Here is a 24,794-nt window from a genome sequence, read left to right on the forward strand (position 1 = left end):
TTTTATAAAATTTAGTGAAATCAAACGCTAGATAAACAGCGCCTTATAAGCCTGTTCAATCCCTTCAATCAACATTTGTATACCGATAACTGCGAGTATTAACCCCATCATTCGAGTAATCACGTTCAATGCGCTTGGCCCTACGGCTTTCACGAAGCGTTCGCCGAATACAAATAATATGTAGGTTAAGGTACACAGTAGACCAAACGCGACGATGGTTATGATGGTCTCGTAAATTCCTTCTGTGCTGGCAAAGTTCATCGCGGTGGCTATAGTGCCGGGGCCCGCCAGTATAGGCATGGCTAAAGGTGATACTGCGATACTCAATGCTGCATCTTGCTGCGCGTCTGAATTGACCTTCTCTTTTGCTTTGGCGTGTGTTGAGTCGCCTTGTAGCATGTGAAAGCCAATCAAAAAGACCAGAATGCCGCCCGTGATGCGCAGTGCGTACAGTGTGATACCAAACAGGTCAAAGATCAGTTTGCCAGAGAGCGCAAAAGTACTGACGATGACGAATGCGATAAACACTGAACGGAAGGCGATGGATTTGACCGTTTCCCTGTCATTGTCACTGGTTAGTCCAAGAAAGATTGGCGTATTAGCGATAGGGTTCATAATGGCGAAAAAGCCCATGAACACGGTAATGGTATGAATGATGAGCTCTTTCATATTATTCCTTTGAAAATATGCAGTTAAATACCAATGGTTGGTGTATTTAATCTTAGATACAAATAATTATTAGAAATAGATAGTAGAGCAAGTGTGAATGAAAAACAGCCAACGGAAGACTGGCTGTTTGGTTTTAGTGATAGGTGTAGAGTTTTGGTCGTGCAGTATTGCGAGTTTCTCAAATCAAAAAACGCCAATAACGAACTCTAATTCGAGGCGTCATTGACGTTTTTTAGAAAGCGATCAGCTAGTTATGCTGCATCTTCTTCTGCGTCTTCAACAGCTTCAAGCTTCTTAGCTTTTTTCGGAGCTGGTTTACGCTTAGCACCTAATGCGTAAAGAACTTCTTCTTTGTTCTTCGCTAGGTACATTGCAAGTTCTTCTTGCTTGCCTTCATCTTCAACTAAATCGCTTTTGCCTAAAAGTTCAAAAAGCTCATCAGCCATATCCAGCATTTTGTCGTATGCGTCGGCTTCGGCTTTAGAGGTAAAAGTCATTTTCTCTTCTCCGTTGCGTTCCACCACGTACTTGACGATAACAGCCATGGTTAATCCTCTAAGTTTGATAAATTTTACTGGCTTTTTATACAGTTTCTGATGTTAAAAGTCCAGTTGGAGCCCTAACAATGCGGCCTCAATCTTGATGTGTAGCCCAGTCTTCACAATAACTCATGAAAGATTTCAGCAGCGGGCTCTGGTATTTGTCTTTGTGTACCAGCATCCAGAAACGTCGTTTCATGTCGAGTGGCACATCGAGCGCTTTTACTCGGCCTGAATCAATCGCTCGTTGTGCCGCCAGTCGTGATAGACATGCGAATCCAAGATTGGCGGAAACTGAATTGATGATCGCCTCTGTGGTGTTGAGTTCAAAGGATTCATACCAATGTTCGATGCGCGGTGCGACGGCACGAAGGAAAAACTCACGAGTCCCTGATCCTGATTCACGCAGGATCCAGTGACTATTTTCTAAATCGCTTAAAATCACTTTTTCTTTGGCAACAAGAGGATGTTGATTACTAACAATAATACACATCTCATCGTTACTGAACTGGCTTGATATCAACTCAGGGTGGAGTGTTTTTCCTTCAATTAGCGCGATATCCAGTTCATAATCCACCAACTTTTGGCAGATCAGCGCACTGTTTGAAATGAACAAGCTCTGGTCTTGATGCTGAGTTCGTTCGCGAAAGCCTGACAGAATAAAGGGGGCGACCTGATTACCAATCGTGTCACTCGCGCCAACCTTGAGATTGCCACTTAATGGCTGGTCATCACGGAACAAAACATCAATACCAGCAGCACGATGTAATATCTCATCCGCCAATGGGAGCAACTTATGTCCTTCTTGGTTGAGAATCAATCGGTTGTTGACCCGGTCAAATAGAGAGTGGCCGAGTTGTTTCTCCATTTCGCCTAGTGCCATGCTGACCGCAGCTTTAGACAAAAACAGCGCTTCTGATGCGGCGGTAAGCGTCGAATGCTGGGTAATGGTGACAAACACTTTGAGCTGTTTTATTGAAATATTAGCCATCAGATTCCTAGTTTTACGCTGCTAGTGGAAATTCTTGTTCAGTATAAATGAACACTTGTTATATATAATTGGATATTGTTTAACGAATCGCAAGCGTATTATGGCTTCAACAAGCTGATGAGTTCACAAGTTTAGTGAATTAAGTTTAAGAGAGGCTGACATGATTCAACGCATTAAATATAGATTAACAGGAGCTCCAACACCCATGGCAGGGTTAGCACTAGCAATCGCAAGTTTAGGCTGGTGCTGGGATGGCGTTTTAGTCGCACAAGGTATTTTGCACACTCCAGGCTTAGTGCAGTGGATCAGTGCAGGTATTGCGGCGGTATTGCTTCTTGTTTTAGCTGTGAAATTTTTGATTCATGGTCAGCTATTGCGTGAAGATCTTGCTCACCCTGTTGTCGGCAGTGTGGTACCAACATTTGCGATGGGATGCATGGTGGTGTCTGCTTCGTTGACTCCAATCTCTCAATTTTTACAAGAAGCGATGTGGCTGGCATCTGTAGCTTTGCACGTCGTGTTTCTAGTGAGCTTTTTGTACCACAGAGCAAAACAGTTTGAGATTCACCATATGGTACCAAGCTGGTTTGTGCCACCAATTGGTATTATCGTGGCAGACGTTTCTTTCTCTGGTAATCCTGTTTTAGAGCCTGTAGCGAACGCGACCTTGGTATTCGGCTTATTGGTTTACGCAGTAATGCTACCAATAATGGTTTACCGTCTGATCTTCTCTCACGAAGTGCCTGACGCAGCGAAACCAACCATTGCGATTATGGCTGCACCTGCAAGCCTATCTCTAGCAGGATACCTAACGGTTTCAGCAGATCCATCGCCAGTTATCATTGGTATGTTGTTTGGTATTGCAGTGCTAATGACGTTCATCATTTACGCAGCGTTCTTCAAACTACTTCGTCTACCGTTTAGCCCAGGCTATGCCGCATTTACCTTCCCTATTGTGATTGGTGCAACGGCACTGTTTAAATTGGCAGCGTGGATGCAAACTCAAGGTATTGAAGCGCATTACATCAACCAAGTGTTCGGCCTAGCGTATCTTGAACTGATCGTGGCAACTTTAGTCGTCGGTTATGTCGCCGTTCGCTATTGTATTAACTACAAACCTCATCGTGTTTTAAGTGCGGTAGCAGGTAGGTTGTAAAGGGCAATAGTTCAAAAGATAAACGGAGCTTAAGTTTTCAGTATTTCATAAGCTTATATTCCTCATCCAAACTCGGCACTTATGCTAATCTGGCAGTATATTGTGGCAAGATTAGCGTGAGTGCACTTTGTTTACTGTTTACCATTCCAATAAAGTTGATACTTTAAAAATCCTTCTCGTTCACTTAATTAAAAGTGATCCTTTAGCCAATCCCTTCGAAAAAGAGCAGATCTTGGTTCAGAGCCCAGGTATGTCTCAATGGCTTAAGATGGAACTCGCCAAAGAGTTTGGCGTAGCAGCAAATATCGATTTCCCACTTCCAGCAACCTTCATTTGGGATATGTTTACCCAAGTGCTTCCTGATGTACCTAAACGCAGTGCTTTTAACAAGGAAGCGATGACATGGAAGCTGATGAGTTTGCTACCCGCTAAGCTTGACCACCCTGATTTTTTACCTCTACAACGCTACCTTGAAAACGACGAAGATGATTCGAAGTTGTATCAATTGGCAGAAAAAATTGCCGATATCTTCGATGGCTACTTGGTGTATCGACCAGAGTGGATGGCGATGTGGGAAGCGGGAGAGCCCGTTGCAGAACTTATCGATGATGAGGGACAACAAGAGCACCCTTGGCAACCGATTTTGTGGCAAGCACTCTATGAGCAAACCCTGTCTCAAGGCCAATCAAAATACCACCGTGGCAACTTGTATCACGACTTCATTGAAGCGCTAGCCAAGCAACAAGGCCAACTGCAGCATCTACCTAAGCGCTTATTTGTGTTTGGTATTTCTTCGCTGCCTCCTCGCTACATGGATGCATTGAAAGCACTTGGTGAGCAGATTGATGTGCACTTGATGTTTACTAACCCTTGCCAACATTACTGGGGCGAAATTCGCGATCGTAAATATTTGGCAAGAGTCGAAGCGCAGCGTCGTAAACAGTTTGCTTTGATTGATGGTTTACCTCAGCTTGAAGGCGAAGCCTCACCATTGAAAGATGGCATTGAAGCCAACGTTGAAGACGAACTACACACCAGCCAAGCTGTCGGTAATAGCTTGCTGGCGTCTATGGGTAAATTAGGCAGAGATAACCTGTTCTTGTTATCTCAGTCAGACAGTGAAGAGCACGAGTTTTTCATTGATGTTGAGAGAGACAGCCTCCTTCATCAACTGCAAGCCGATATTCTCCAGTTAGAAGAACATCAAGACGACCACATCTTAGATTCCAGCCACCATAAACAGGTGGTTGAACTGGGCGATCGCTCTCTGACCGTGCACGCTTGTCACAGCCCAATGCGTGAGGTTGAAGTCCTTCATGATCAGCTGTTGGCAATGTTTGATGCTGACCCGACACTGAAACCGCGCGATATCATCGTGATGGTGTCTGACATTAATGCTTATAGCCCAGCGATTCAGGCAGTATTTGGTAATGCCCCGGGTGAGCGCTATATCCCTTACTCGATCTCAGATAGAACCGCCGATCAAGAAAGCCCAATTCTGACCGCCTTCATGCAGCTCGTCGCGCTACCGAATACGCGTTGTTTAGCGTCTGAGTTATTAGAGTTGTTAGAAATCCCTGCAATGATGGCGCGCTTTGGTATTGATGAGTTTCAATTCGAGCAAGCCAAGCAGTGGGTTGAAGAAGCGGGCATCCGTTGGGGTGTCGACTCTTCTACCGCAACGGAATTTGATCTACCTGCAACCGAGCAAAATACCTGGCTATTTGGTATTCAGCGCATGTTACTGGGCTATGCGATGTCGGACTCTGCAGGCTTGTTTGAAACTGAACACTCTCCAATTGCCGCTTATAACGAAGTTCAGGGTATTAACGCCGAACTTGCGGGTAAATTAGCGCACTTTATCGATCGTATTGCCCATTACCGCCAGCGTCTGACTGAAACACAATCAATCGATATGTGGCGTGAAACCTTGCTGCAAATGATTGATGATTTCTTTGCGGTTGAGCTGGAAGGTGAGGTGGTGCTTAAGTCGATTCGTGATGCACTTTCGCAACTGAATGAACAGCTTGATGATGCCTTATACGAACAAGAACTGTCGCCAAGCATCATTTATCAGTATCTAAATAATAAACTGTCGGGCGCACGTATTAGTCAGCGTTTCTTAGCGGGCCAAGTTAACTTTTGTACCCTGATGCCGATGCGTTCTATTCCGTTTAAGACTGTCTGTTTATTGGGTATGAATGATGGGGTTTACCCCCGCTCAATGCCGCCTGAAGGTTTCGATTTGATAAACGGACGCACTCGTCCGGGTGATCGTTCTCGTCGTGATGATGACCGTTATCTATTCCTAGAAGCAATGCTGTCAGCACAAGAGTGTTTATACATAAGCTATGTCGGCCGTTCGATTCAAGATAATACTGAGCGAGTGCCGTCAGTATTGGTTTCAGAGTTGATTGAGTACTGCCAGCAGAACTACTGCCTAAGTGAAGACCAAGCGCTACCAAGTGATGATTCTGGTATCAAGCTGACTCAAGCGATCAGTTTTGAACACACCATGACGCCATTTAGCCCGGCAGCCTTTACTAAAGGTGATTCAAGCCATGTGCTGAGTTACGCCAAAGAATGGCTTCCTGCGGCTAACCGTTCTGGCGAACGCAGTGGTGAATTCAATCGTGCATTGGATGATTATTTGCTGGGTGCGACGTACCCGTTAGAACTCGACTTGGTTGAGTTACAGCGTTTTTGGCGTTTGCCAGTGCAGTACTTCTTTAATCGCCGCCTAAAAGTGGTGTTTGAGCCGCCACTTCCTGTGATGGAAGACGATGAGCCATTTGTACTTAATGGTTTAGAGAGTTTCCAACTTAAGGATGCTTTGCTGCAAGTGCTGCTCGACCACCCTGAAGGTGCAGACGAAGCGGTTCGACTGTTTGTCTCTGAGCAAAAAGCACAGGGCCGATTACCGGTCGGCGCCTTTGGTGATATCGAATTTGAAACCAACCGTGTTCAAGCGGAAGACTTAGCCAAAGAGATTCGATTTGTGAGCGGATCACCGCAGCAAGATCTCGAAGTGAATATCGAATTTGATGTGTTAGGCGAAGGTAAGCCTGTTCGTTTGATGGGTTGGTTAACTCAAAACTATCAATCGGGTCTAGTTCGTTTCCGTAGCGGTAAAATACGCTCTCAAGATTATTTGGCAGCGTGGATTGATCATCTATGTTGTGCAGTGATGGGACACGGAAAAACGACCCATATTATTGGCTACGACAGAAAAGAAGGCGTGGTTCACCAAACGCTACAACCGATTGGCGATGCACAGCAGGCGAAGAGCTTGTTGGCTGAGTTAGTACGACTGTCTTATCAAGGCATGACAGCGCCATTGCCTTACTTCCCGAAAACCGCATTAGCTGGTGTTGAAGCGGGCTTTAGTCGTGGGAAATGGGTCGATGACGAAGAAAAGTCACTCAAGAAAATGACCGATACCTTTAATGACAGCTTCGCCTTTACGGGCGAGGGCAGAGATACCTACATCTCACGAATTTGGCCTAAGTGGGATGATGAACTGGCTGCTCAATCACGTATGTACTCGACACTTGTGTTGCAGGCGGCAAGGTTGGCTGCAGCCGATCTGGAAGATCAGGAGTAGGTGGCTGTGATCGACAAGATCAATAGCGAGTGCGCTGAATTAATGAAAGACAAAAGAGAGTCGCTGGTAAGAGTTTGATACGCTTGCTTTCAAGATGAAGGGAATCAAGGTGAATTGAAGCAAGGTACAGGAAATAAAGTGGCCGCCAGTAAATCATTATTAGTGTAGGGCGTTCGCTGTACGGCCACAGGTCAGAGGGACCATTATTCTGTGGTTCAAAGTAACGCCGTAAAGTACAAAACTCACAGGCGCTCCTGAACTCGTGGGCGCATAGTAGCGAGGCGATTTGAATTGATCCGTGAGAGAGATCGCACTAACTATTAACAAATCAGCGTAGGACGTAAATTGAATGACGTTTTCCACGCTAGGTCACATTTATAGCAATAGTCACATTTTTAACAGACTCATCTATCAAAAGGCAGTAAGGCATGACGACCATAAGCAGTGTTCAGGTAATCGCTCCACAGACACTCGATACCATGACGTTTCCACTTCATGGCGCGCGTTTAATTGAAGCATCAGCGGGTACTGGTAAAACATTCACCATTGCTGGCTTGTACTTGCGCCTACTGCTCGGGCACGGCACTGCTGCGCCGCAAGGTGATCTGACGGAAGCTACACGACACCATGAGCCACTAACTGTAGACCAAATTCTGGTGGTGACCTTTACTGAAGCGGCTACGGCCGAGCTGCGGGATCGTATTCGTGCGCGAATCCATGATGCACGGATTGCGTTTGCACGTGGGCAAAGTGACGACCCAGTGATTGCGCCTTTGTTACAAGCCATCGATGATCATGCTGGCGCGGCGAAAACTCTGCTCAATGCTGAAAGGCAAATGGATGAGGCGGCGGTCTACACCATTCACGGTTTCTGTCAGCGCATGTTGACCCAAAATGCCTTTGAATCTGGAAGCCGTTTTGATAATGAATTTGTGACCGATGAAAGCCACTTGAAAGCGCAAGTAGTTGCCGACTATTGGCGTAAGCAGTTTTACCCGCTACCCATTCAACTCGCGGGCGAAGTACGCAATATTTGGGGTTCTCCCGCTTCTCTATTGGCTGACGTAAATCGTTATCTGACGGGTTCTCCACTAAAGCTAACCGTCGAAGCAATGTCGGGCGACCTGCAAACTCTGCACAATCAAAACCTAGATAAAGTGAAGCAACTTAAGGCGTTGTGGTGCGAATCCGAAGCGGACTTTTTGGTTTTGATTTCAGGTTCAGATGTGAACAAGCGTAGCTACACTAAGAAATCTTTACCGACTTGGTTAGAAGCCGTCACGGCATGGGCGCAGAGCGACACTCATGATTACCAGTTTCCAGATAAACTAGAGAAGTTCTCACAAGCCACGTTAATTGAAAAAACACCGAAAGGCACTGCACCTCAGCACGCCGTTTTCGAAGCGATTGAGGACTTCTTAAATTCTCCAGCAGATCTAAAAGCTCCATTGCTGGCGCATGCCATTACCCATTGCCGAACCATGTTAGCCAAAGCTAAACAGCAAAAGCAGTGGTTATCGTTTGATGATTTGTTGACTCAGTTATCCGCGTCCATTGATGTGGATGAGCAATCATTGCTAGTGGAGAGAATTCGAACCTTATACCCAGTGGCGATGATCGATGAATTCCAAGATACCGATCCGCTGCAATACAGTATTTTTAGCCGAATCTATTTAGATAACCCGCAATGCGGTCTGTTTATGATCGGTGATCCGAAGCAGGCTATTTACGGCTTCCGTGGCGCAGATATCTTTACCTACATTAAGGCAAGAAACCAAGTTAGTGCTCACTATACGTTAGGCACTAACTGGCGTTCGAGTGCTGATATGGTCAGCGCGGTAAACCAAGTGTTTATGAATTCGGATAGCCCGTTTATCTACGACCAAGACATTCCATTCTTACCCGTTGCTGCTAGCCCATCGGCTGACAAACGCCAGTGGGTGATGAATGGTGAAACTCAGCATGCATTGACCTTTTGGCTACAAGAAGCGGAAGATAAGCCATTACCGAAAGGCGAATATCACAAAGCCATGGCTGAGGCGACGGCGAGTCAAATTCAAACCATTCTGACCGCTTCTCAAAATCAACAAGCCTATTTTGATAACGGCAAAAAACAACATGCTGTGAATGCGGGTGATATTGCAGTCTTGGTTCGAACCGGTAGTGAAGGTCGTCTGATCAAGAACGCGTTGTCTGAACAAGGCATTGCAAGCGTGTATTTGTCTAACCGAGATAGCGTTTTCACCAGCTTGGTCGCACAAGATATTCAGCGTTTATTACAGGCGGTGCTGACACCTGAAAATGACCGTGCATTACGCGCCAGTTTAGCCTCTGAGTTGTTTGCTCTGGATGCCGCATCATTGGACGAACTCAACAACGATGAAGTAGTTTGGGAAAACGTCGTTAACGAATTTCGAGAATATCGTAAGTTATGGCTACAGCGCGGCGTGTTACCAATGCTTCGTAGTGTGATCAGTAAACGACATCTCGCGGAACGCTTACTGGAAGAAGAAAATGGTGAGCGCTCACTAACCGATTTGATGCATATTGGCGAATTGTTGCAACAAGCAAGACAAGAGCTCGACAGTGACTATGGCTTGCTACGTTGGCTAGCAGAAGCGATCTCAGATGCTCAAAATGGTCTAGGCGGCAGTGAAGATGATATTCAACGCCTTGAATCAGAAAGAAACTTGGTTCAAATCGTTACCATTCATAAGTCGAAAGGTTTGGAATATGACTTAGTATTCCTACCATTTGTTGCGAGCTATCGAGAAGCTAGCGAAGGCAAATTCTACGACCATGATTCAGACACCACAGTACTGGATATTACAGGTAGTGACAGTGCCTTAGCCCAAGCCGATAAAGAGCGATTGGCGGAAGACCTACGTTTGATTTATGTAGCTCTGACTCGTGCGGTATATGGCTGTTTTATTGGTATGGCGCCACTACGTAAAGGGCGTTCAACCAAAGAACCGACAGGCGTGCATTTGAGTGCGATGGGCTACTTGGTTCAAAACGGACAAGAGCAAGGCATTGCTGAGCTGAATCAAGCTTTGTCAGCGATTGAGGGTAAGAATTCAAGCGTATTACTGTCTGAAACACCGACTGCTCATGAGCAAGTTTTTGTGCAAACTGAGCAAGTGAGTGAAGACTTACATGCTAATGAACTCAAGGCTTCAATTGATCGAGCCTGGCGAATCACCAGTTATTCGGGGCTTGTAAAACAAGGCAGTCACGGCGCGAGCCATGACGCGACCATAGAGGTCTCTGGCTTTGATATTGACTCGGCTGATGAACAAGATGAATCGGAATTGATTGAGCCTGAACGTTCTATATTCACGTTCCCTCGCGGCGCTCGTCCGGGTACCTTCTTACACACCTTGTTTGAGGATGTTGAATTTACCGAGCCAGTAACCAGCGAATATAACACGCAAGTAATCACTTACTTATTAGAGTCGGAGCAATACGAACTAGAGTGGTTACCTGTGCTTCAACTACTGGTCGATACCGTTCTTAATACAGCATTGGACGGTAAAAACTTAAAGCTAAGCGAGAAAGATTCGACGCAACGTTTAGTTGAGATGGAGTTCTTATTGCCGATCGAAGTGTTGGCTGCATCTGAGCTCAATCAAACCATTCAGTATCATGATCCGCTATCGGCAAAAGCGGGCGACCTAGGTTTCCAAACCGTGCAAGGCATGCTGAAAGGCTTCATCGATTTGGTGTTTGAGCATCAAGGTAAATATTATGTACTTGACTGGAAATCGAACCATCTAGGTGATGACGTTGCCGTCTACCATGGTGAAGCATTGAAATCGGCGATGGCCGACCACCGTTACGATCTTCAATATCAAATCTATGCGTTGGCATTGCATCGCTTCTTACGCAGCCGTGTTGCGGATTACAGTTATGAACAACATTTCGGTGGCGTTTATTACTTGTTTTTAAGAGGAATGGACGGCCAATCTCAACAAGGTATTTTCTCGGCGAAACCAACACTGGCTTTGCTCGATGAAATGGATCAATTGATTGACGGTAAAGTGATAGACAGACGTTCAGCACAATTGAATGGCAATGAAACTGGACAGATGGGACTTTTATAATGACAACAACGACCACTAATACCAGCATAGAAACTGCGAACTCAGCAAAGCCAGTTTCACTTATTCCTGAGCAACTTATGGGTGTACTCAAGTTCCTTGCGGATAAGGGTTCTATTCGTCAGTTGGATTATCAGTTTGCCCGTTTTATTTCTCAGCAAACCATGAGTCATTCTCAACAGATTGGTTTTCTTGCTGGGGTGGTGAGCCATGAATTAGGCAAGGGGCATATTTGTACTCAGCTTATACAGCAACATACGATAGGCCCTGAACAAACGGCCGATCTTGCTCAGTTACTTGGGCTATACGGTGAAACGGCACTGCAACTGAACCAGAAACTGTTAGGTATTGATTGGGTGGCGGTACTTCAATCGTCCAATTTAGTAGGAACAACCAATGACTGTGTTAAGCCGCTGATGTTTGATGGACAGCGTGTCTACTTACAGCGTTATTGGAACTACGAAGTTGTGCTGGCAGACACGTTGAACCGTTTAAGTAAGCCGGTAGAGTTCAATATTGAACAGAAAAAGGCGCTGACGGAAACACTCAATCAGCTCTTCGCACGCAGTTACCATTTTCTGTTTAATGCCTTAGCTAAGGCTGAAGCAAACCAACAAACGTCTCAGGTATTACGCCAACAACTGGTGTGTGACCATCTAGATATTGTGAATGAGCAAGTTCTAGATTGGGGCGCGATAGACCAAGCGATTGTTCAAGCTAAACAAGTGACCGATTTAGATGTGCTGGATAGTCTAGTGCCGTTATCTGTTTGTTTGAATTGGCAAAAAGTGGCGGCAGCGGTGGCGTTAAGTCGACGTTTTGCGGTTATTTCTGGCGGACCGGGCACCGGTAAAACGACCACGGTAACTAAGTTACTTTCGGCTATGGTTGAACAATCAATCAGCCAAGGTAAAACACCGACGATCAAGCTGGTGGCTCCAACAGGTAAAGCGGCGGCACGTTTAACTGAGTCGATTGGTAAAGCGATTGAACAACTGCCTTTAGCGCCTGAAGTAAAAGCCAACATACCGACGGAATCGAGCACTTTACACAGGTTGCTCGGCGCGATTCCTAATCGTGCTGAGTTTAGGCACAACCGACGCAATCCGCTTCACCTTGATATCTTAGTGGTGGATGAAGCTTCGATGGTCGATCTGTCGATGATGTATAAGCTGGTCGATGCACTTCCTGAACACGCAAGGCTGATTCTGCTTGGGGATAAAGATCAACTCGCTTCGGTAGAGGCAGGTGCTGTGCTCGGTGATATCTGTTCATTCAACTCTGCAGGGTACAGCACAGCGCAAGGCAATTTGATTGCAGAGATGACAGGCTTTGATGCGATAGCTAAATCAAGACAAGACAAAGCAGGTTTGGTTAACGCTCCTGCGATTGCAGACAGCTTGTGTATGCTGCAGAAGAGTTATCGTTTCGATGCGCGTTCAGGTATCGGACAGTTGGCAAAAGCAATCAATAATGGCTCTGCGAATCAAGTAGACCAAGTTTTTGCCAAAGGGTTTGGCGATATCGAAAACCATCCTCTGTCGAGTGACAGCTATAACTTGATGCTGCGAACTTTGGTTAATGAATATGGTACATATCTCAATAGAATGAATGTACCGTTGGAAGAGCTAGAGACCCAAGAAGCACGCGCAAAATCGGTGCTCGATTTGTTTAGTCAGTGTCGATTGCTGTGTTCCATTCGTGAAGGGGACTTTGGTGTTAAAGGTCTCAACCATAGAATTGAAAGGGCACTTGCCGCAAGACGTTTGGTGAGCCCTCATAATGATGAGCTGTGGTATCACGGACGCCCTGTAATGGTAACGCGTAACGATCATGGTTTGGGTTTATACAATGGTGATATTGGTATATGTATGCTTGAATCTGATTCGAGTCATTCTGATACAGCACCTAGATTGAAGGTCTATTTTGAATTGCCCGATGGCAGCGTGAAAGCGGTGTTGCCAAGCCGAGTGCCCGATCATGAAACGGCTTATGCGATGACGATACACAAATCGCAGGGTAGTGAATTTGATCTGACCTTAATGATCTTGCCGCCAGATTTCAGCCCTATTTTAACGCGGGAGCTTATCTATACCGGTATTACACGTGCGAAGAAACGACTGATGATGTTCAGTGATACCAACGTGTTGAAGCGTGGGATTAAGGTGAAAACAGAGCGAGTGAGTGGTTTAGGCAGTCGCTTAACCAGCTAACGAAGATAGATACTTGGCGAAAGTGTTTAGGGGAGTCAAGTGACCAAATTGCAGGGGATAGCGTATACATAAAGCAACCCTCCTTGGTTGCTTTGAGCGTTATTAGGAATCAGAGCCTAAAAACGCTCGAGTAAACGATATATGGTTTATCTTGTACTTTGCTTGGCAATTCAAAATAAACTCTTTAAGGTTCTCGCTCACAGGGAACACGCAGTGTACGTCTAGCCCTTCTAAGAATTGGTTGTCGGCCATATCCCAAAAACTTTGCAGCGAGTTACAAATAATGGTTCTCATATCAATGTTGCTCTTTTTGCTGTTTATATCAACGAGCAGAGCTATTCCTAGCGTGCTGACCGTCAACGGGTATAGCAATCCGTGCAGTGACCACCTTAATTAACTCGATACGATTATCAAGATGGTAATTCCAATTAAAATTATTTGTTAATGTCATTAAAGCGGCTAAATACTATACAATTATTCGTGTGAGTGAAAGTGCATATTTGTTAAAAATTGCACAGCAAACGATTACATTTGCAATTATTTTAATGAGAAAGTGTGATTGGTGTCTGAAAATTTCACTGAACGTCTAATGCTAGAATTTTTGAATTCCGTTGATAGTTGTATAAACTTTGTTTCTTCATCGGCAGCTCGTCGACACCTATTTCGTAAAACCCTTGTTCACGGAACCAATGTAGGCTGTGTGTGGTAAGAACAAAGATCTGGTCGATATCGCGCGACTTCGATTGATGACGCATGTAATCCAGTAGTAATTGGCCACGGTTTCCATCTCGATAGTCAGGGTGGATAGCAACACAGGCCATCTCTGCCATGTGATCTTCTGGGTAAGCATACAGTGCAGCACAGCCAATAATCAGCCCGTCTTTCTCGATAATAGTAAAGCGATGGACTTCTTGCTCTAACTGCTCTCTTGAACGACGAACGAGGATGCCTTGTTCTTCAAGCGGGCGAATGAGGTCAAAGATACCACCGATATCATCAATCTGAGCTTGTCTTACTTGTTCGGCACTCGCCATTACTACTTGGGTTCCAATACCGTCGAAAGAGAACAGCTCTTGGATCAATGCGCCATCCACTTTGTAGCTGATTAAGTGACAGCGAGGCACTCCTGCGTGGCAAGCGGAGATAGCTCCCTTTAAAAAGCGCAGCGTTCCGGTACTCATGTCTTCTGTAGGATTCTGAGATTCCGTTAAGCGTTCTAGAATTTGTTTAGCGTCTTTAGGGAAAAGTTCGGCGAGGACATTACCGTTTTCGTCGGTTACACCTTGTTCGGAACAAAAACCAATCAGCTTGTCTGCCTTTAGACGAATTGCAACTTGGGTCGCGACCTCTTCTGAAAGCAGATTAAAGCTTTCTCCTGTTACAGAGCTGGCAATCGGGCCAAGTAATACGATGGAACCTTGGTCGAGTGTGCGATTAATCCCTTCAATATCGATTCGACGAATACGCCCACTATGACAGTAGTCTGTGCCATCATCCACGCCTAGCGGTTGAGCGGTGATAAAGTTGCCGCTCATCACATTCAGTTGAGTGCCCGCCATTGGGGTGTTGTTCAAGCTCATAGAAAGACGAGCGGTAATAGCTAGCTGTAGTTGGCCTGCAGCCTGCATTGCGACCCCTAGAGAATACTCGTCAGTGACCCTAATATTCTTGTGATAAGGCGTATGGCAATCTTGTTTTACCAGCAGTTGGTTGATCTGAGGTCTTGCCCCATGAACAAGAACAATCTTGACTCCAAGGCTGTGGAGTAAAGCTATGTCATTAATAATATTGCCAAAGTTTTTAGCGGCAACGGCTTCGCCTCCCAGCATAATTACCATAGTCTTGCCACGGTGAGCATTTACGTAAGGGGTTGATTGTCTGAAACCTTTTACTAGCGCTGTACTTCTTAATTTCACAGAACAAGTCCATTTTGTTTATTTATTCGATAATTTAGCATTTAAATTCAAATTTAAACAACACCTTTTTGGAATAAAGCGCAAACTATTATTATCTAGACTTCATTATATAAACGGTCTCAGTGTAGAATATGCATAGCATCTTTATGAGTAGTTACCGAATGCAACAAGCTCCAGCAACAAAGAACAAGATCGATGAGATAACCACAGGCCTCTATAGTGAGGAAGAACAGCGAAACCAATCTAAGTTAAAGCGTAAGATCATCGAGCGTTGTCTCATGATTTTGGCTCTGGTGGGGTCGTTCGCAGTGGTGTCACTTTTTGGTGATGTGATCACTCGATTGCAAGATTCAGTAGCGCCAAATCACTTGCTTTATGGTACTTGGGTAGAACAAGATGTTGCGCATTATGCGACGGATGAGTTTGTGTTAAATGCTAATGGTGTATCAATGGCGGGTTCTATTGTTGCCACTAACTTTGAGTTTGATGGTAACTACTTCGAATATAAGGCGGGCGATCAAACGTATCGTTTCCGCATGACTAATTCTGACAACACCGAAATGACGCTTGATTCGGATAGTCACTATAATCCTGTATTTCGCCTTAAAGGCCATATCGATCACTCAGTCCGATAGGTTATCTTATTGTAAACTCTTACAATCTAAGATTGTGTTATCTGGCTGTTTTTGTCATCCTCGATGCATAGAATTTTTAGGATGACTCTTGTGATTAAAAAATGGCTTCCCCTTGTTGCCGCCTCTCTACTATTTGGCTGTGCTCAACCAACCGATCGTGCTCAACAACACCTTGATGATGAATTTCCCCGTACTTTAAATAAGATCGATCAGGTTCAATCCAACAAGCCAAGAGACTACACCGCATTTGCTGAACAAGCTGAAATGGTGGTCTCCAAATCTCCTTCGATGGCGAAAATCTACGAGCCGCTTTATCAACAGCTCAATGAGTGGGCAATGCTGAGTGGTGATCCTAGCGAGTTAGCTAATTTCGGCGTTCAAACCGCTCAACTCGGTGGTGGAGATAAGCAAGGTAATGTCTTATTCACGGGGTATTTTTCTCCAGTGATGGAGCTTCGTCATGAAGCGACTGAAGAATATCTTTTTCCTGTTTATGGCCTTCCTAAGTGTGATAAAGAGTGTCCAACTCGTGCAGATATCTACAACGGTGCATTAGAAGGTCAAGGCCTTGAGTTAGGTTATTCAGCAAACCGTATCGACCCATTTATGATGGAAGTGCAGGGCAGTGGCTTTGTGCACTTCGGTGATGATGACACGCTGCAGTATTTCGCATACGCGGGTAAGAACAATAAAGCTTATGTGAGCATTGGCCGTGTTCTTATTGAACGAGGCTTAGTTCCGCGCGAAAAAATGTCATTAAAGGCAATCAAAGAGTGGGTATTGGCAAACGACCCTGAAGTAGTCAAAGAGCTGCTTGAGCAAAATCCGTCCTTTGTGTTCTTTAGTGCAAGAGATGATTTGTCGGTAATGGGAAGCGCAGGTATTCCACTGTTACCAATGGCTGCGGTAGCGGGCGATCGTTCACTCTTGCCTATGGGCACACCAATTCTGGCTGAGGTTCCGTTATTAAATGCAGATGGTACTTGGAGTGGTGCACACCAATTAAGGTTGTTACTGGTTTTGGATACGGGAGGAGCGGTTAAGCAGAACCACTTAGACCTCTACCACGGTATGGGGCCAAGAGCGGGTACTGAAGCGGGGCATTACAAACATTTTGGTCGTGTATGGAAGTTGGGTTTAGATGGTAGCGCAACCGAAGCGCCTTGGGCTTTGCCTCCTGAAAAGATCGAGTAAAGCCTAATAGAATAGGGTTGTTAAAGTGATTCGCTAATCCCCTAGACTTTTTATTCAAGAGTGCGTATAAAACGCACTCTTTTCTTTTTCTCAGAAATAAATTGGCGGCAACAATGCGTGAATTGACCACTCCTGCTTCAGAAAACTATGACCAACGATTTGGTGGCACTCGTCGCCTATATGGCAATAGTGAAGTCGACATACTTAGAGCTGCACACGTGTGTGTGATCGGTATTGGCGGTGTAGGTTCATGGGCTGTTGAAGCGCTTGCTCGTACTGGTTTAGGTGAGCTGACTTTGATCGATATGGATGATGTGTGTGTGACCAACATCAACCGTCAGATCCACGCAATGTCGGGTACCGTTGGTAAAAGCAAAATCGAAGTGATGGCAGAGCGCGTTAAGCTGATTAACCCTGATTGCAAAGTTAACCTGATTGATGACTTTATCGGCCCAGACAATCAGGCTGAATACCTATCGAAAGAGTTCGACTTTGTTCTCGATGCGATTGATAGCATGAAAGCTAAGGCTTCGCTGTTGGCATATTGCCGTAGCAACAAAATTAAGGTGATCACCACCGGTGGTGCGGGTGGCCAAGTCGACCCGACTCAAATCAAAGTGGCTGATCTGACTAAGACGATTCAAGATCCGCTAGCAAAGAAATTGAAAGACACGTTGCGTCGTCGTCATAATTTCCCTAAGAACCCAGCACGTAAGTTTGGCATTGATTGTGTGTTCTCTACTGAGCAACTTAAATACCCTCAAGCCGACGGCAGTGTATGTGCTGCGAAAGCAACCGCAGAAGGTCCAAAGCGCATGGATTGTGCGACGGGGTTTGGTGCAGCAACGGTTGTAACGGCGACGTTTGGTTTTGTGGCGGTTTCACGTATCGTAGAAAAGATCATTCAAAAGCATACTAAGTAACTCGTTATTGTTCGTTTCATAATAATTTACTGGATATTAAAATGATGTCATTCCCAAGCTCTCCATTCGGTACTGAAATTACCAGTGATGATATTGTCGCGAAAATGCAAACATTCAACGGCTGGGAAGACCGTTATCGCCAAGTGATTCAATGGGGTAAGAAATTGCCTAACATGCCTGATGAACTGAAAAGTGAGCAGATATTGGTGTCTGGTTGTGAAAGCCAAGTGTGGTTAGTTTCTCAGAATATCGACGGTGTTTGGTATTTTTGCGCCGATTCAGATGCGCGTATCGTTCGCGGTCTGATTACATTAGTAATGGCTGCTTTTGATGGTAAAACGTCACAACAAATTCAAGTGTTCGATATTGATGGTTACTTTGAACAGATCGGTCTAATCACCCACCTCAGCCCATCTCGCGGTAATGGATTAAAAGCGATTGTTGCTCAAATCCAAGAGCTAAGTGCTTAACATTTCTTAAAAACACCGATACAAAAAGGGTTAACGCTAAACGCCAACCCTAAATAACTTCGCTATTCGTTATGTTTACCATCTACAGCATATCAACGGCTTTTTCTATCGCCGCTATGAGCCTTTCAACATCATCTATGTTGTTGTAAATGCCAAACGAAATTCGCACTGTCCCTTTCACATTAAGCGCATCCATTAATGGGTGAGCACAGTGGTGACCAGCGCGAACTGCGATACCTTGTTGATCCAATAGCGTTGCAATATCTTGATGGTGAACACCATCCATTACAAACGTAATCACACTAGAGTTGGGTTGATACCCTAAAATCTGAATGTCATCCAGTTCACTGAGAGCAAGATAGGTCTCGTGTTGCAGCTGGTGGATATGATTTTCGACATCTTGCTGTGCAAAACCACTCAACCATTCTATTGCGGTGCTTAAAGCAATAGCGCCAGCGACATTGGGTGTGCCTGCTTCGAACTTGCCAGGCAGTTCAGAAAAAGTAGTGCCAGAGAAAGAGACACGATCAACCATTTTGCCACCGCCATGCCAAGGTGGCATCGCTTCGAGCAATTCCAGTTTTCCGTAAAGCACACCAATACCTGCAGGTGCATAGAGCTTATGCCCAGAGAATACGTAGAAATCTGCGCCTAAAGCCGCTACATCAACAGATTCATGAACAATACCTTGCGCGCCATCGACCACAACAATAGCATTCATCTTGTGTGCTTTCTCTATCACTTGTTCAATGGGCTGACGAGAACCAGTCACATTAGTTATCTGAGCCAGAGCAACAATCTTGGTTCGTTCATTTAAGAGCATATCAAACGCAGTTAGGTCAAATTCGCAATCCGATGTCACTGGTACTTTTATGACTTTAGCGCCGGTTTGTTCTGCCACAATTTGCCAAGGGACTATGTTGGCGTGATGCTCCATTTCACTCACTAAGATCTCATCGCCAGGTTGAAGAGTGCTTCTTGCGTACGTTTGAGCAATGAGGTTAAGTGCTTCGGTGGCACCGCGAGTCCAGATAATTTCCTTTGAAGACGTAGCGCCAATAAACTGAGCGACCTTGTCTCTTGCTGCTTCAAATTGACTGGTTGCTTGCGCGGTTAAGCTGTGGCTACCACGGTGAACATTGGCATTTTGCTTAGAGTAATATTGGCTAATGGCATCAATAACCACCTGAGGTTTTTGCGTCGTTGCCGCGCTGTCTAAGTAAATCAACGGTTGTTGGTTGACGGTTTGTGATAGCGCAGGAAACTGCTCTCGGATGTGATTGATATCAAGCATCTATTCTTACCTAAAATCTTGGAAATTGGTGCCAGCGTTACGCTGAGCGGTATCGTTATTTTATCGCGACTTGTAAAGCGTTGCTGACTAATCTTGATGATTCCAGCTATTTTCTCGTTCTTTAACCATTGCGAGCAGTTTTTGGTTAGTGGGAACTTCTATTTGATGCTTGAGTGCGGTCTTTATAAGGTGCCCGGTAATGAAGTCGATCTCAGTCTTTCGTTTATAAAACATATCTTGCTTCATTGAAGAGTTGTTCTGTGCTGTGGCGTGAATAACCTTGTTGACGCTTGCTTCTAATTCATCAAATGAACAAGTAATACCTTCCACCTGCATTACTTGCGTGAGTTCGCGAATGATGGAATTTAGTGTCTCGCTGAAGCGTTGATCGGCGAGCTCCCCATTCTTAATCTGTTCTAATCCAGTCAGTGGGTTGATAGCACAATTGATGGCGAGCTTAGTCCAAAGTGCCGTTTTTATCTTAGGGTTCCAGTTCACGGTTGGTAGGGCGTGTTCCAACACATCAACCAAAAAAGTGCATTGCTGACCTTTGAGGTTAAAAGCCCCTAGTTGAGTTTGACCCTGTCCAGTGTGAGATACACTGTTGCGGTCGGGTTTAAAGGCTGCTTGGGTGGTGGTCGCCAATACTAACGGATGATCATCAATTTGAGTGACTATCTCGTCAACCGCACCCATTCCGTTATGCATGAACATGAGAATGGTGTCAGAGTCGAGATATTGAAGTAACGGAGTGGTGGCTTCTTCTACTTGCCAAGCCTTGACTGTGAAGATAACCAAATCACTCGTTGATAGCTTGTCGATATTGTTGTTACTGAAGGAAAGTGAAGTTTGCTCATCAAGTGTTAGGTCTGTAGAGGTTTCAGAAGAACGACTCCACAAAGAAACATTATGACCCGCTTGAAGTAGTTTTAGCGCCCACAAAGAGCCAATAGCCCCAGGCCCAACAATAGTGATGTTCACAGCAATACCGAGATAAGAAAGTGATGCTGCAAGAATAGCGAGGCATTAAATGAAAGCAACAAAAATGGCACCCGAGGGTGCCATTTAGGAAATATTTCTTAGAAGTTCGATTAGAACTTGTAAGTAACTGCAACGTAGTGACCGAAGCCTGAAGACTTAAGTGCATTGCTATCTTTGATGCCGTAGATGTCTTTGTAGCCTTTGAGGCCGTAACCTACTGCGAAGCGATCTGAGTGCCAGTAAATACCGTTGTACATTGCACCACCATTGCTAGCCGAAGCGTATTCGTCTTTCATATCAAATTGGTAGTCGATGTAGCCTTGGTATGAGATGAACGAACCGTTCTCGAAGAAGTAGAATGGTTTGAACCAGTTTGCAGAAATTTGGTAGCCGTTCCAGTCTTTTTCGTTTGAGTCGTAAGTGCCGTAAAGGTTAACGCCTACTTTACCAAACCAAGGAACCATTACGTCAGAGCCAAGACCCACTTTTTGAGTGTTAACGCCAGAGTTACCGCCCCATTCTATAAGCGTAGAAACATAAAGTTCTTCAACAGGACCGAAAGACAGATCTTTGCCCGTTAGGGCGTCAAGAGACATACGAGGCGCAAACTTCATGAAGATTTTTTCTTGACCATCTTTATCGCTACCTGGATCAGACGTTAGGTTGAATACATCAACGTAACCGTAAAGGTCGAAGATTCCAGAGCGACCACCAAATTCCATCTCTAAGTAATCATGAGTTGATTCGCCTGGAAGCTCGTCAATCGCACCCATAAGGTTAAATTGCATCCATTTATAGTCGTTTTTATGGATGTCGCCGTCAGAATAATCTGCTGCCATTACTGGAGCAGAAGTTGCTGCAAGTAGGCCAAGAGTTAAAAGTGATTTACGCATAATGGAACTCTCTATATTTGAAATAAGTAACCCGCAAACTTGTAAGTGTTTACGTTGTCCGAATGCCGAGCATAATAGCGATTTTGTTCTCAAATAAAAGTGAGACAGAGTGAAAACTACAATTATTAAAGTGAAGTCGATCACACTAACGATCTAAATGACGGAACTTTAAGATAGCAATGCATCTTGATGCACCATAAATTCTATTGATTTTGTGAAATTCGGTTATTTTGTGGGGGAATTGCTGAAATACCGTTCTAAGCAAACGATTCTACTGAATAGAGTGACATGCATATCAAAATCAACAGTATTCTTTTCTAAGCTTTCTTTGCCTCAAAATGAGGTAAATCGTCCGTCTCGTTTTCTTTGCTTTGAGCTATTTTTGATCGACGTTGTACTGGAGTTAGAATCATTTGATGAAGAGGTAATTGGGGTAATTGAGCTTTGTTGTTTATTTATAGAAAGAGATTGTTCTTTGTTCTAAACATGGAAAGAACTTTGGAGAGTTTGCAATTGATGATGTGATGGGAACTGAGTTCCACTTAACCGTGACTGGTACAATAGATTTTCGGTTTCGTCTCTGCCGTCAGAAAGTAAAAAGGGTAGTTTGACGCTACCCTTTTTTTACTATTCTTGATGGTTTTTGGCTTTTTCTAATAAATCAGTGAAAAAGTGGCGTAATGAATAGAGCATGATCAAACTCGGAATCACCATTAATGCTGTCAGTATGAAGAAAGTCGACCAGTCATTAAGGTAATCAACGACTTCACCGCTGAATGATGCCAGTGTTGTCCGACCTAAATTTCCCAATGATGCAAGCAGAGCGTATTGGGTTGCAGAGAATGCTTGGCCAGTTACCATTGTCAGGAAAGAAACAAATGCAACGGTTGAGAAGGCAGATGTGAAGTTATCAACCATCAGCGTGGCTAAGAACAGATGCTCATTTGGACCAACTTGGGCGATCCATGCGAACATTAGATTACTGGCTGCCATTGCGATACCGCCGATCATTAACCCGCGAACTATACCAAATTTGACATTGACCATACTGCCAATTAAGGTGAATAACATGGTTAATCCCCAACCGATTAATTTAGAGTAGTAACCGATTTGCTCGTTAGAGAAGCCAATTTCTTTATAGAATGTGATCGACATTCTTCCCAAGAAGGCTTCACCTATCTTAAATAGAAAAACGAAAAGTAACAAAGTTAGAGCGACTCTAAATCCATTGCGTTTGAAGAAGTCTAGGAAGGGTTCTGCGACGGTCACGGTAAGCCAGACAACAATAGGGTTACCTACTATTTGACGATGACGGCGTTCGGCTTCTGCTTGTAAGCTATCTCGTTTCGTTTTTGGTTCGCCAACGAGTAATGTGAACAACATTAGAATTGCGACAATACCAGCCATACCGTAGTAAACACCATTCCAGCCAACTGAATCAGCATTTATGAAGGCAAGATAACCGGGTAGCGAATAGCCTGTCCACCAACCTATAACCGTCATAGCAGAAGCTTGAGGCAGTTTAGATGACTCTGACTTTGGAAATGTATCAATTCGAAAGGCATCGATCGCAATATCTTGAGTCGATGAGGCAATCGCTATGCCTAAAGCTAACATCGAAGCTAGAACAAGATCATCGGTTGGGTTTACTCCAGCAATGAAGAGCGTGCAGATCAATACAGCGCTTTGACACAAAAATATCCAACTACGCCGTTGGCCTAATATCGCATGTAGGATTGGTAGTTTGACTCGGTCTACCAGGGGGGCCCATAGAAAGTTAATGGCATAGACGGCAAATACGCTACCAAAATAGCCAATAGCAGCTCTTGTTAAACCTGCATCTTTTAGCCAGCCAGACATGTTGGAGCCAATAAGAACCCATGGGAAGCCACTTGAACAGCCTAACATAAACACCCAAAGTAGACGTTTATCTAGGTAGCTGCGAAAAGTCTGCATCCAAGAAAGAGAGGGAGAGCCTGATGACATGGGGCGTCCTTGTATAGAAAAACGCCCTTAAGAGGTTAAGGGCGCTGTATGAGATTACTTAAGAAGTGTTACTTTGTTGATGATGATAGGGTCTATTGGGATGTCTGACATACGGCCCATTCGCTTAGTTGGAATGGTAGCCATCTTCTGTACGACATCAAATCCCTCAGTCACTTTACCAAATACAGCGTAACCAGGATTAGCGCCTTTCGCGTTTAAGAAATCATTGTCAGCAAAGTTAATGAAGAACTGACGAGTTGCAGAATCAGGCGCATTAGTGCGAGCCATAGCGATCGTTGCTGTATCATTCTTTAGACCGTTACTGCCTTCGTTTTTGATAGGGCCATAAGTCGCTTGTTGATTCATGTCTTGATCGAAGCCACCACCTTGAGCCATAAAGCCAGGAATAACTCGGTGGAAGATAGTGCCTTCATAGCTGCCGTCTTCAACGTATTTTAGGAAGTTCTCGGCACTAATCGGTGTTTGCTCTTGATTAAGCTCAATAGTGAAGTTGCCTAATGTTGTTTCCACGTTCACTTTAGGACCAGCCCAAACGCTCACGCTCACCAGCATTAATACGATAGAAGTAAGGATACGGTTCATTAGAAACGTTCCTTCATGTAAGTTTGTAGCTCTTGGTCGTTAGCAATCTCAGTAAGTACTAAATTGAGCACATCATTAAGGACCATTGAGATGTCGTCGTTTGAAGCGCTTAACGCACCAGTTCGAACGGCTGTACCATTGAATGTCTTAACCAGTTTGCCTTCAGGTGTCTCAGCGGTTACTTCAAGTGTCACTTTACCGTCCATTTGGTTTTCCATAATGGTGTGTTCTACGGTAACGAGTGCTTCTTGAATCTCTAAAACAATCGAGTTTTCACTGTTTACGCTTGCACGGAAACCTTGAGAGTCCAGCTGTTTTGCTAGCGCGTTTTCTAGAGAAATACGCATGTTTTGCTTAGCGTGAATTGGCTGAATATTTGAACGGCCGCTATCAACCAATGCTACATATTGAGCAGCACGGACATCTTTACTTGTGAGTGTGTATGTTTTGCCTTGTACAAGGTTGCTTGAGCTTAGTGAAGCTTCTGGCATTACGTTGATCTGTTCTTGCTGAGGGGCTGAACATGCCGTCAAAGCCATAATAGAAGCAGCCAAAATCAGTTTTTTCATTCCTTTATCCTTTCTAAATTCACACCAGAAGCTCGGTATTTTAAATTTTTGTGAAGTC

The 24,794-nt window shown here is 44.6% G+C and carries 19 protein-coding genes; 8 read left to right on the forward strand and 11 right to left on the reverse strand.

Annotated features, from left to right (window positions below; translation table 11 throughout):
* Nucleotides 1–27: 27 nt before the first annotated feature.
* The 3 genes from OCV24_RS03570 to OCV24_RS03580 form a co-directional block, all read right to left on the reverse strand.
* Nucleotides 28–669 carry a MarC family protein gene (locus tag OCV24_RS03570; protein ID WP_146449311.1) on the reverse strand — a complete coding sequence of 214 codons (642 nt, stop codon included), beginning with the start codon at nt 667–669 and terminating at the stop codon, nt 28–30.
* A gap of 251 nt (nt 670–920) precedes the next feature.
* Nucleotides 921–1,214, reverse strand: a complete 294-nt coding sequence (locus OCV24_RS03575) for a YebG family protein (protein ID WP_008223840.1) — start codon at nt 1,212–1,214, stop codon at nt 921–923.
* Nucleotides 1,215–1,302: 88 nt separating this feature from the next.
* On the reverse strand, nt 1,303–2,199 hold the full coding sequence (locus tag OCV24_RS03580; RefSeq protein ID WP_077680768.1) for a LysR family transcriptional regulator: 897 nt from the start codon (nt 2,197–2,199) through the stop codon (nt 1,303–1,305).
* A gap of 160 nt (nt 2,200–2,359) precedes the next feature.
* Between OCV24_RS03580 and OCV24_RS03585 the strand changes: the two genes are divergently transcribed.
* The 4 genes from OCV24_RS03585 (at nt 2,360) to recD (ending at nt 13,272) form a co-directional block, all read left to right on the forward strand.
* The gene (locus tag OCV24_RS03585; RefSeq protein WP_167514283.1) at nt 2,360–3,355 is read left to right on the forward strand and encodes a TDT family transporter; all 996 of its coding nucleotides are present in this window, start codon (nt 2,360–2,362) and stop codon (nt 3,353–3,355) included.
* A gap of 127 nt (nt 3,356–3,482) precedes the next feature.
* Nucleotides 3,483–6,959 carry an exodeoxyribonuclease V subunit gamma gene (recC, locus tag OCV24_RS03590; protein ID WP_150879266.1) on the forward strand — a complete coding sequence of 1,159 codons (3,477 nt, stop codon included), beginning with the start codon at nt 3,483–3,485 and terminating at the stop codon, nt 6,957–6,959.
* A gap of 428 nt (nt 6,960–7,387) precedes the next feature.
* Nucleotides 7,388–11,062, forward strand: a complete 3,675-nt coding sequence (gene recB, locus OCV24_RS03595) for an exodeoxyribonuclease V subunit beta (RefSeq protein WP_150879265.1) — start codon at nt 7,388–7,390, stop codon at nt 11,060–11,062.
* Nucleotides 11,062–13,272, forward strand: a complete 2,211-nt coding sequence (recD, locus tag OCV24_RS03600) for an exodeoxyribonuclease V subunit alpha (protein ID WP_150879264.1) — start codon at nt 11,062–11,064, stop codon at nt 13,270–13,272. Before recB ends, recD begins: the two co-directional genes overlap by 1 nt.
* Nucleotides 13,273–13,374: 102 nt before the next feature.
* Here recD and OCV24_RS03605 read toward each other — a convergent pair whose 3' ends face one another.
* Together OCV24_RS03605 and argA are read right to left on the reverse strand one after the other, a co-directional pair.
* On the reverse strand, nt 13,375–13,566 hold the full coding sequence (locus OCV24_RS03605; protein WP_150879263.1) for a hypothetical protein: 192 nt from the start codon (nt 13,564–13,566) through the stop codon (nt 13,375–13,377).
* A 281-nt stretch (nt 13,567–13,847) separates the two neighbouring features.
* On the reverse strand, nt 13,848–15,188 hold the full coding sequence (gene argA / locus OCV24_RS03610; RefSeq protein ID WP_017056755.1) for an amino-acid N-acetyltransferase: 1,341 nt from the start codon (nt 15,186–15,188) through the stop codon (nt 13,848–13,850).
* Between the two features lie 161 nt (nt 15,189–15,349).
* Here argA and OCV24_RS03615 point away from each other — a divergent pair, with 161 nt between their 5' ends.
* From OCV24_RS03615 to csdE, 4 genes are all read left to right on the forward strand, one after another.
* On the forward strand, nt 15,350–15,823 hold the full coding sequence (locus tag OCV24_RS03615; protein ID WP_150879271.1) for a DUF2850 domain-containing protein: 474 nt from the start codon (nt 15,350–15,352) through the stop codon (nt 15,821–15,823).
* An 81-nt stretch (nt 15,824–15,904) separates the two neighbouring features.
* Complete coding sequence (gene mltA, locus OCV24_RS03620) at nt 15,905–17,017, forward strand: murein transglycosylase A (RefSeq protein WP_150879262.1); 1,113 nt, start codon at nt 15,905–15,907, stop codon at nt 17,015–17,017.
* A gap of 113 nt (nt 17,018–17,130) precedes the next feature.
* A complete protein-coding gene (gene tcdA, locus OCV24_RS03625; protein ID WP_150879261.1) occupies nt 17,131–17,940 on the forward strand; it encodes a tRNA cyclic N6-threonylcarbamoyladenosine(37) synthase TcdA in 810 nt (269 codons plus the stop codon).
* A gap of 41 nt (nt 17,941–17,981) precedes the next feature.
* Entirely contained in the window at nt 17,982–18,410 is a 429-nt protein-coding gene (gene csdE / locus OCV24_RS03630) for a cysteine desulfurase sulfur acceptor subunit CsdE (RefSeq protein ID WP_150879259.1), read from the forward strand.
* Nucleotides 18,411–18,492: 82 nt separating this feature from the next.
* Here the strand turns inward: csdE and csdA are convergent, their stop codons facing one another.
* The 6 genes from csdA to OCV24_RS03660 form a co-directional block, all read right to left on the reverse strand.
* Nucleotides 18,493–19,704, reverse strand: coding sequence for a cysteine desulfurase CsdA (csdA, locus tag OCV24_RS03635; RefSeq protein ID WP_150879258.1), 1,212 nt, complete (start codon nt 19,702–19,704; stop codon nt 18,493–18,495).
* A gap of 87 nt (nt 19,705–19,791) precedes the next feature.
* The gene (panE, locus tag OCV24_RS03640; RefSeq protein ID WP_150879257.1) at nt 19,792–20,685 is read right to left on the reverse strand and encodes a 2-dehydropantoate 2-reductase; all 894 of its coding nucleotides are present in this window, start codon (nt 20,683–20,685) and stop codon (nt 19,792–19,794) included.
* A 110-nt stretch (nt 20,686–20,795) separates the two neighbouring features.
* Complete coding sequence (locus tag OCV24_RS03645; RefSeq protein WP_150879256.1) at nt 20,796–21,578, reverse strand: nucleoside-specific channel-forming Tsx family protein; 783 nt, start codon at nt 21,576–21,578, stop codon at nt 20,796–20,798.
* A gap of 627 nt (nt 21,579–22,205) precedes the next feature.
* On the reverse strand, nt 22,206–23,564 hold the full coding sequence (locus tag OCV24_RS03650; RefSeq protein ID WP_136978968.1) for an AmpG family muropeptide MFS transporter: 1,359 nt from the start codon (nt 23,562–23,564) through the stop codon (nt 22,206–22,208).
* A 54-nt stretch (nt 23,565–23,618) separates the two neighbouring features.
* Nucleotides 23,619–24,167 carry a peptidylprolyl isomerase gene (locus OCV24_RS03655; protein ID WP_150879255.1) on the reverse strand — a complete coding sequence of 183 codons (549 nt, stop codon included), beginning with the start codon at nt 24,165–24,167 and terminating at the stop codon, nt 23,619–23,621.
* The gene (locus tag OCV24_RS03660) at nt 24,167–24,736 is read right to left on the reverse strand and encodes a YajG family lipoprotein (protein ID WP_017056765.1); all 570 of its coding nucleotides are present in this window, start codon (nt 24,734–24,736) and stop codon (nt 24,167–24,169) included. Before OCV24_RS03660 ends, OCV24_RS03655 begins: the two co-directional genes overlap by 1 nt.
* Nucleotides 24,737–24,794: the final 58 nt, after the last annotated feature.

This window comes from Vibrio kanaloae, assembly GCF_024347535.1.
Taxonomy (GTDB): domain Bacteria; phylum Pseudomonadota; class Gammaproteobacteria; order Enterobacterales; family Vibrionaceae; genus Vibrio; species Vibrio kanaloae.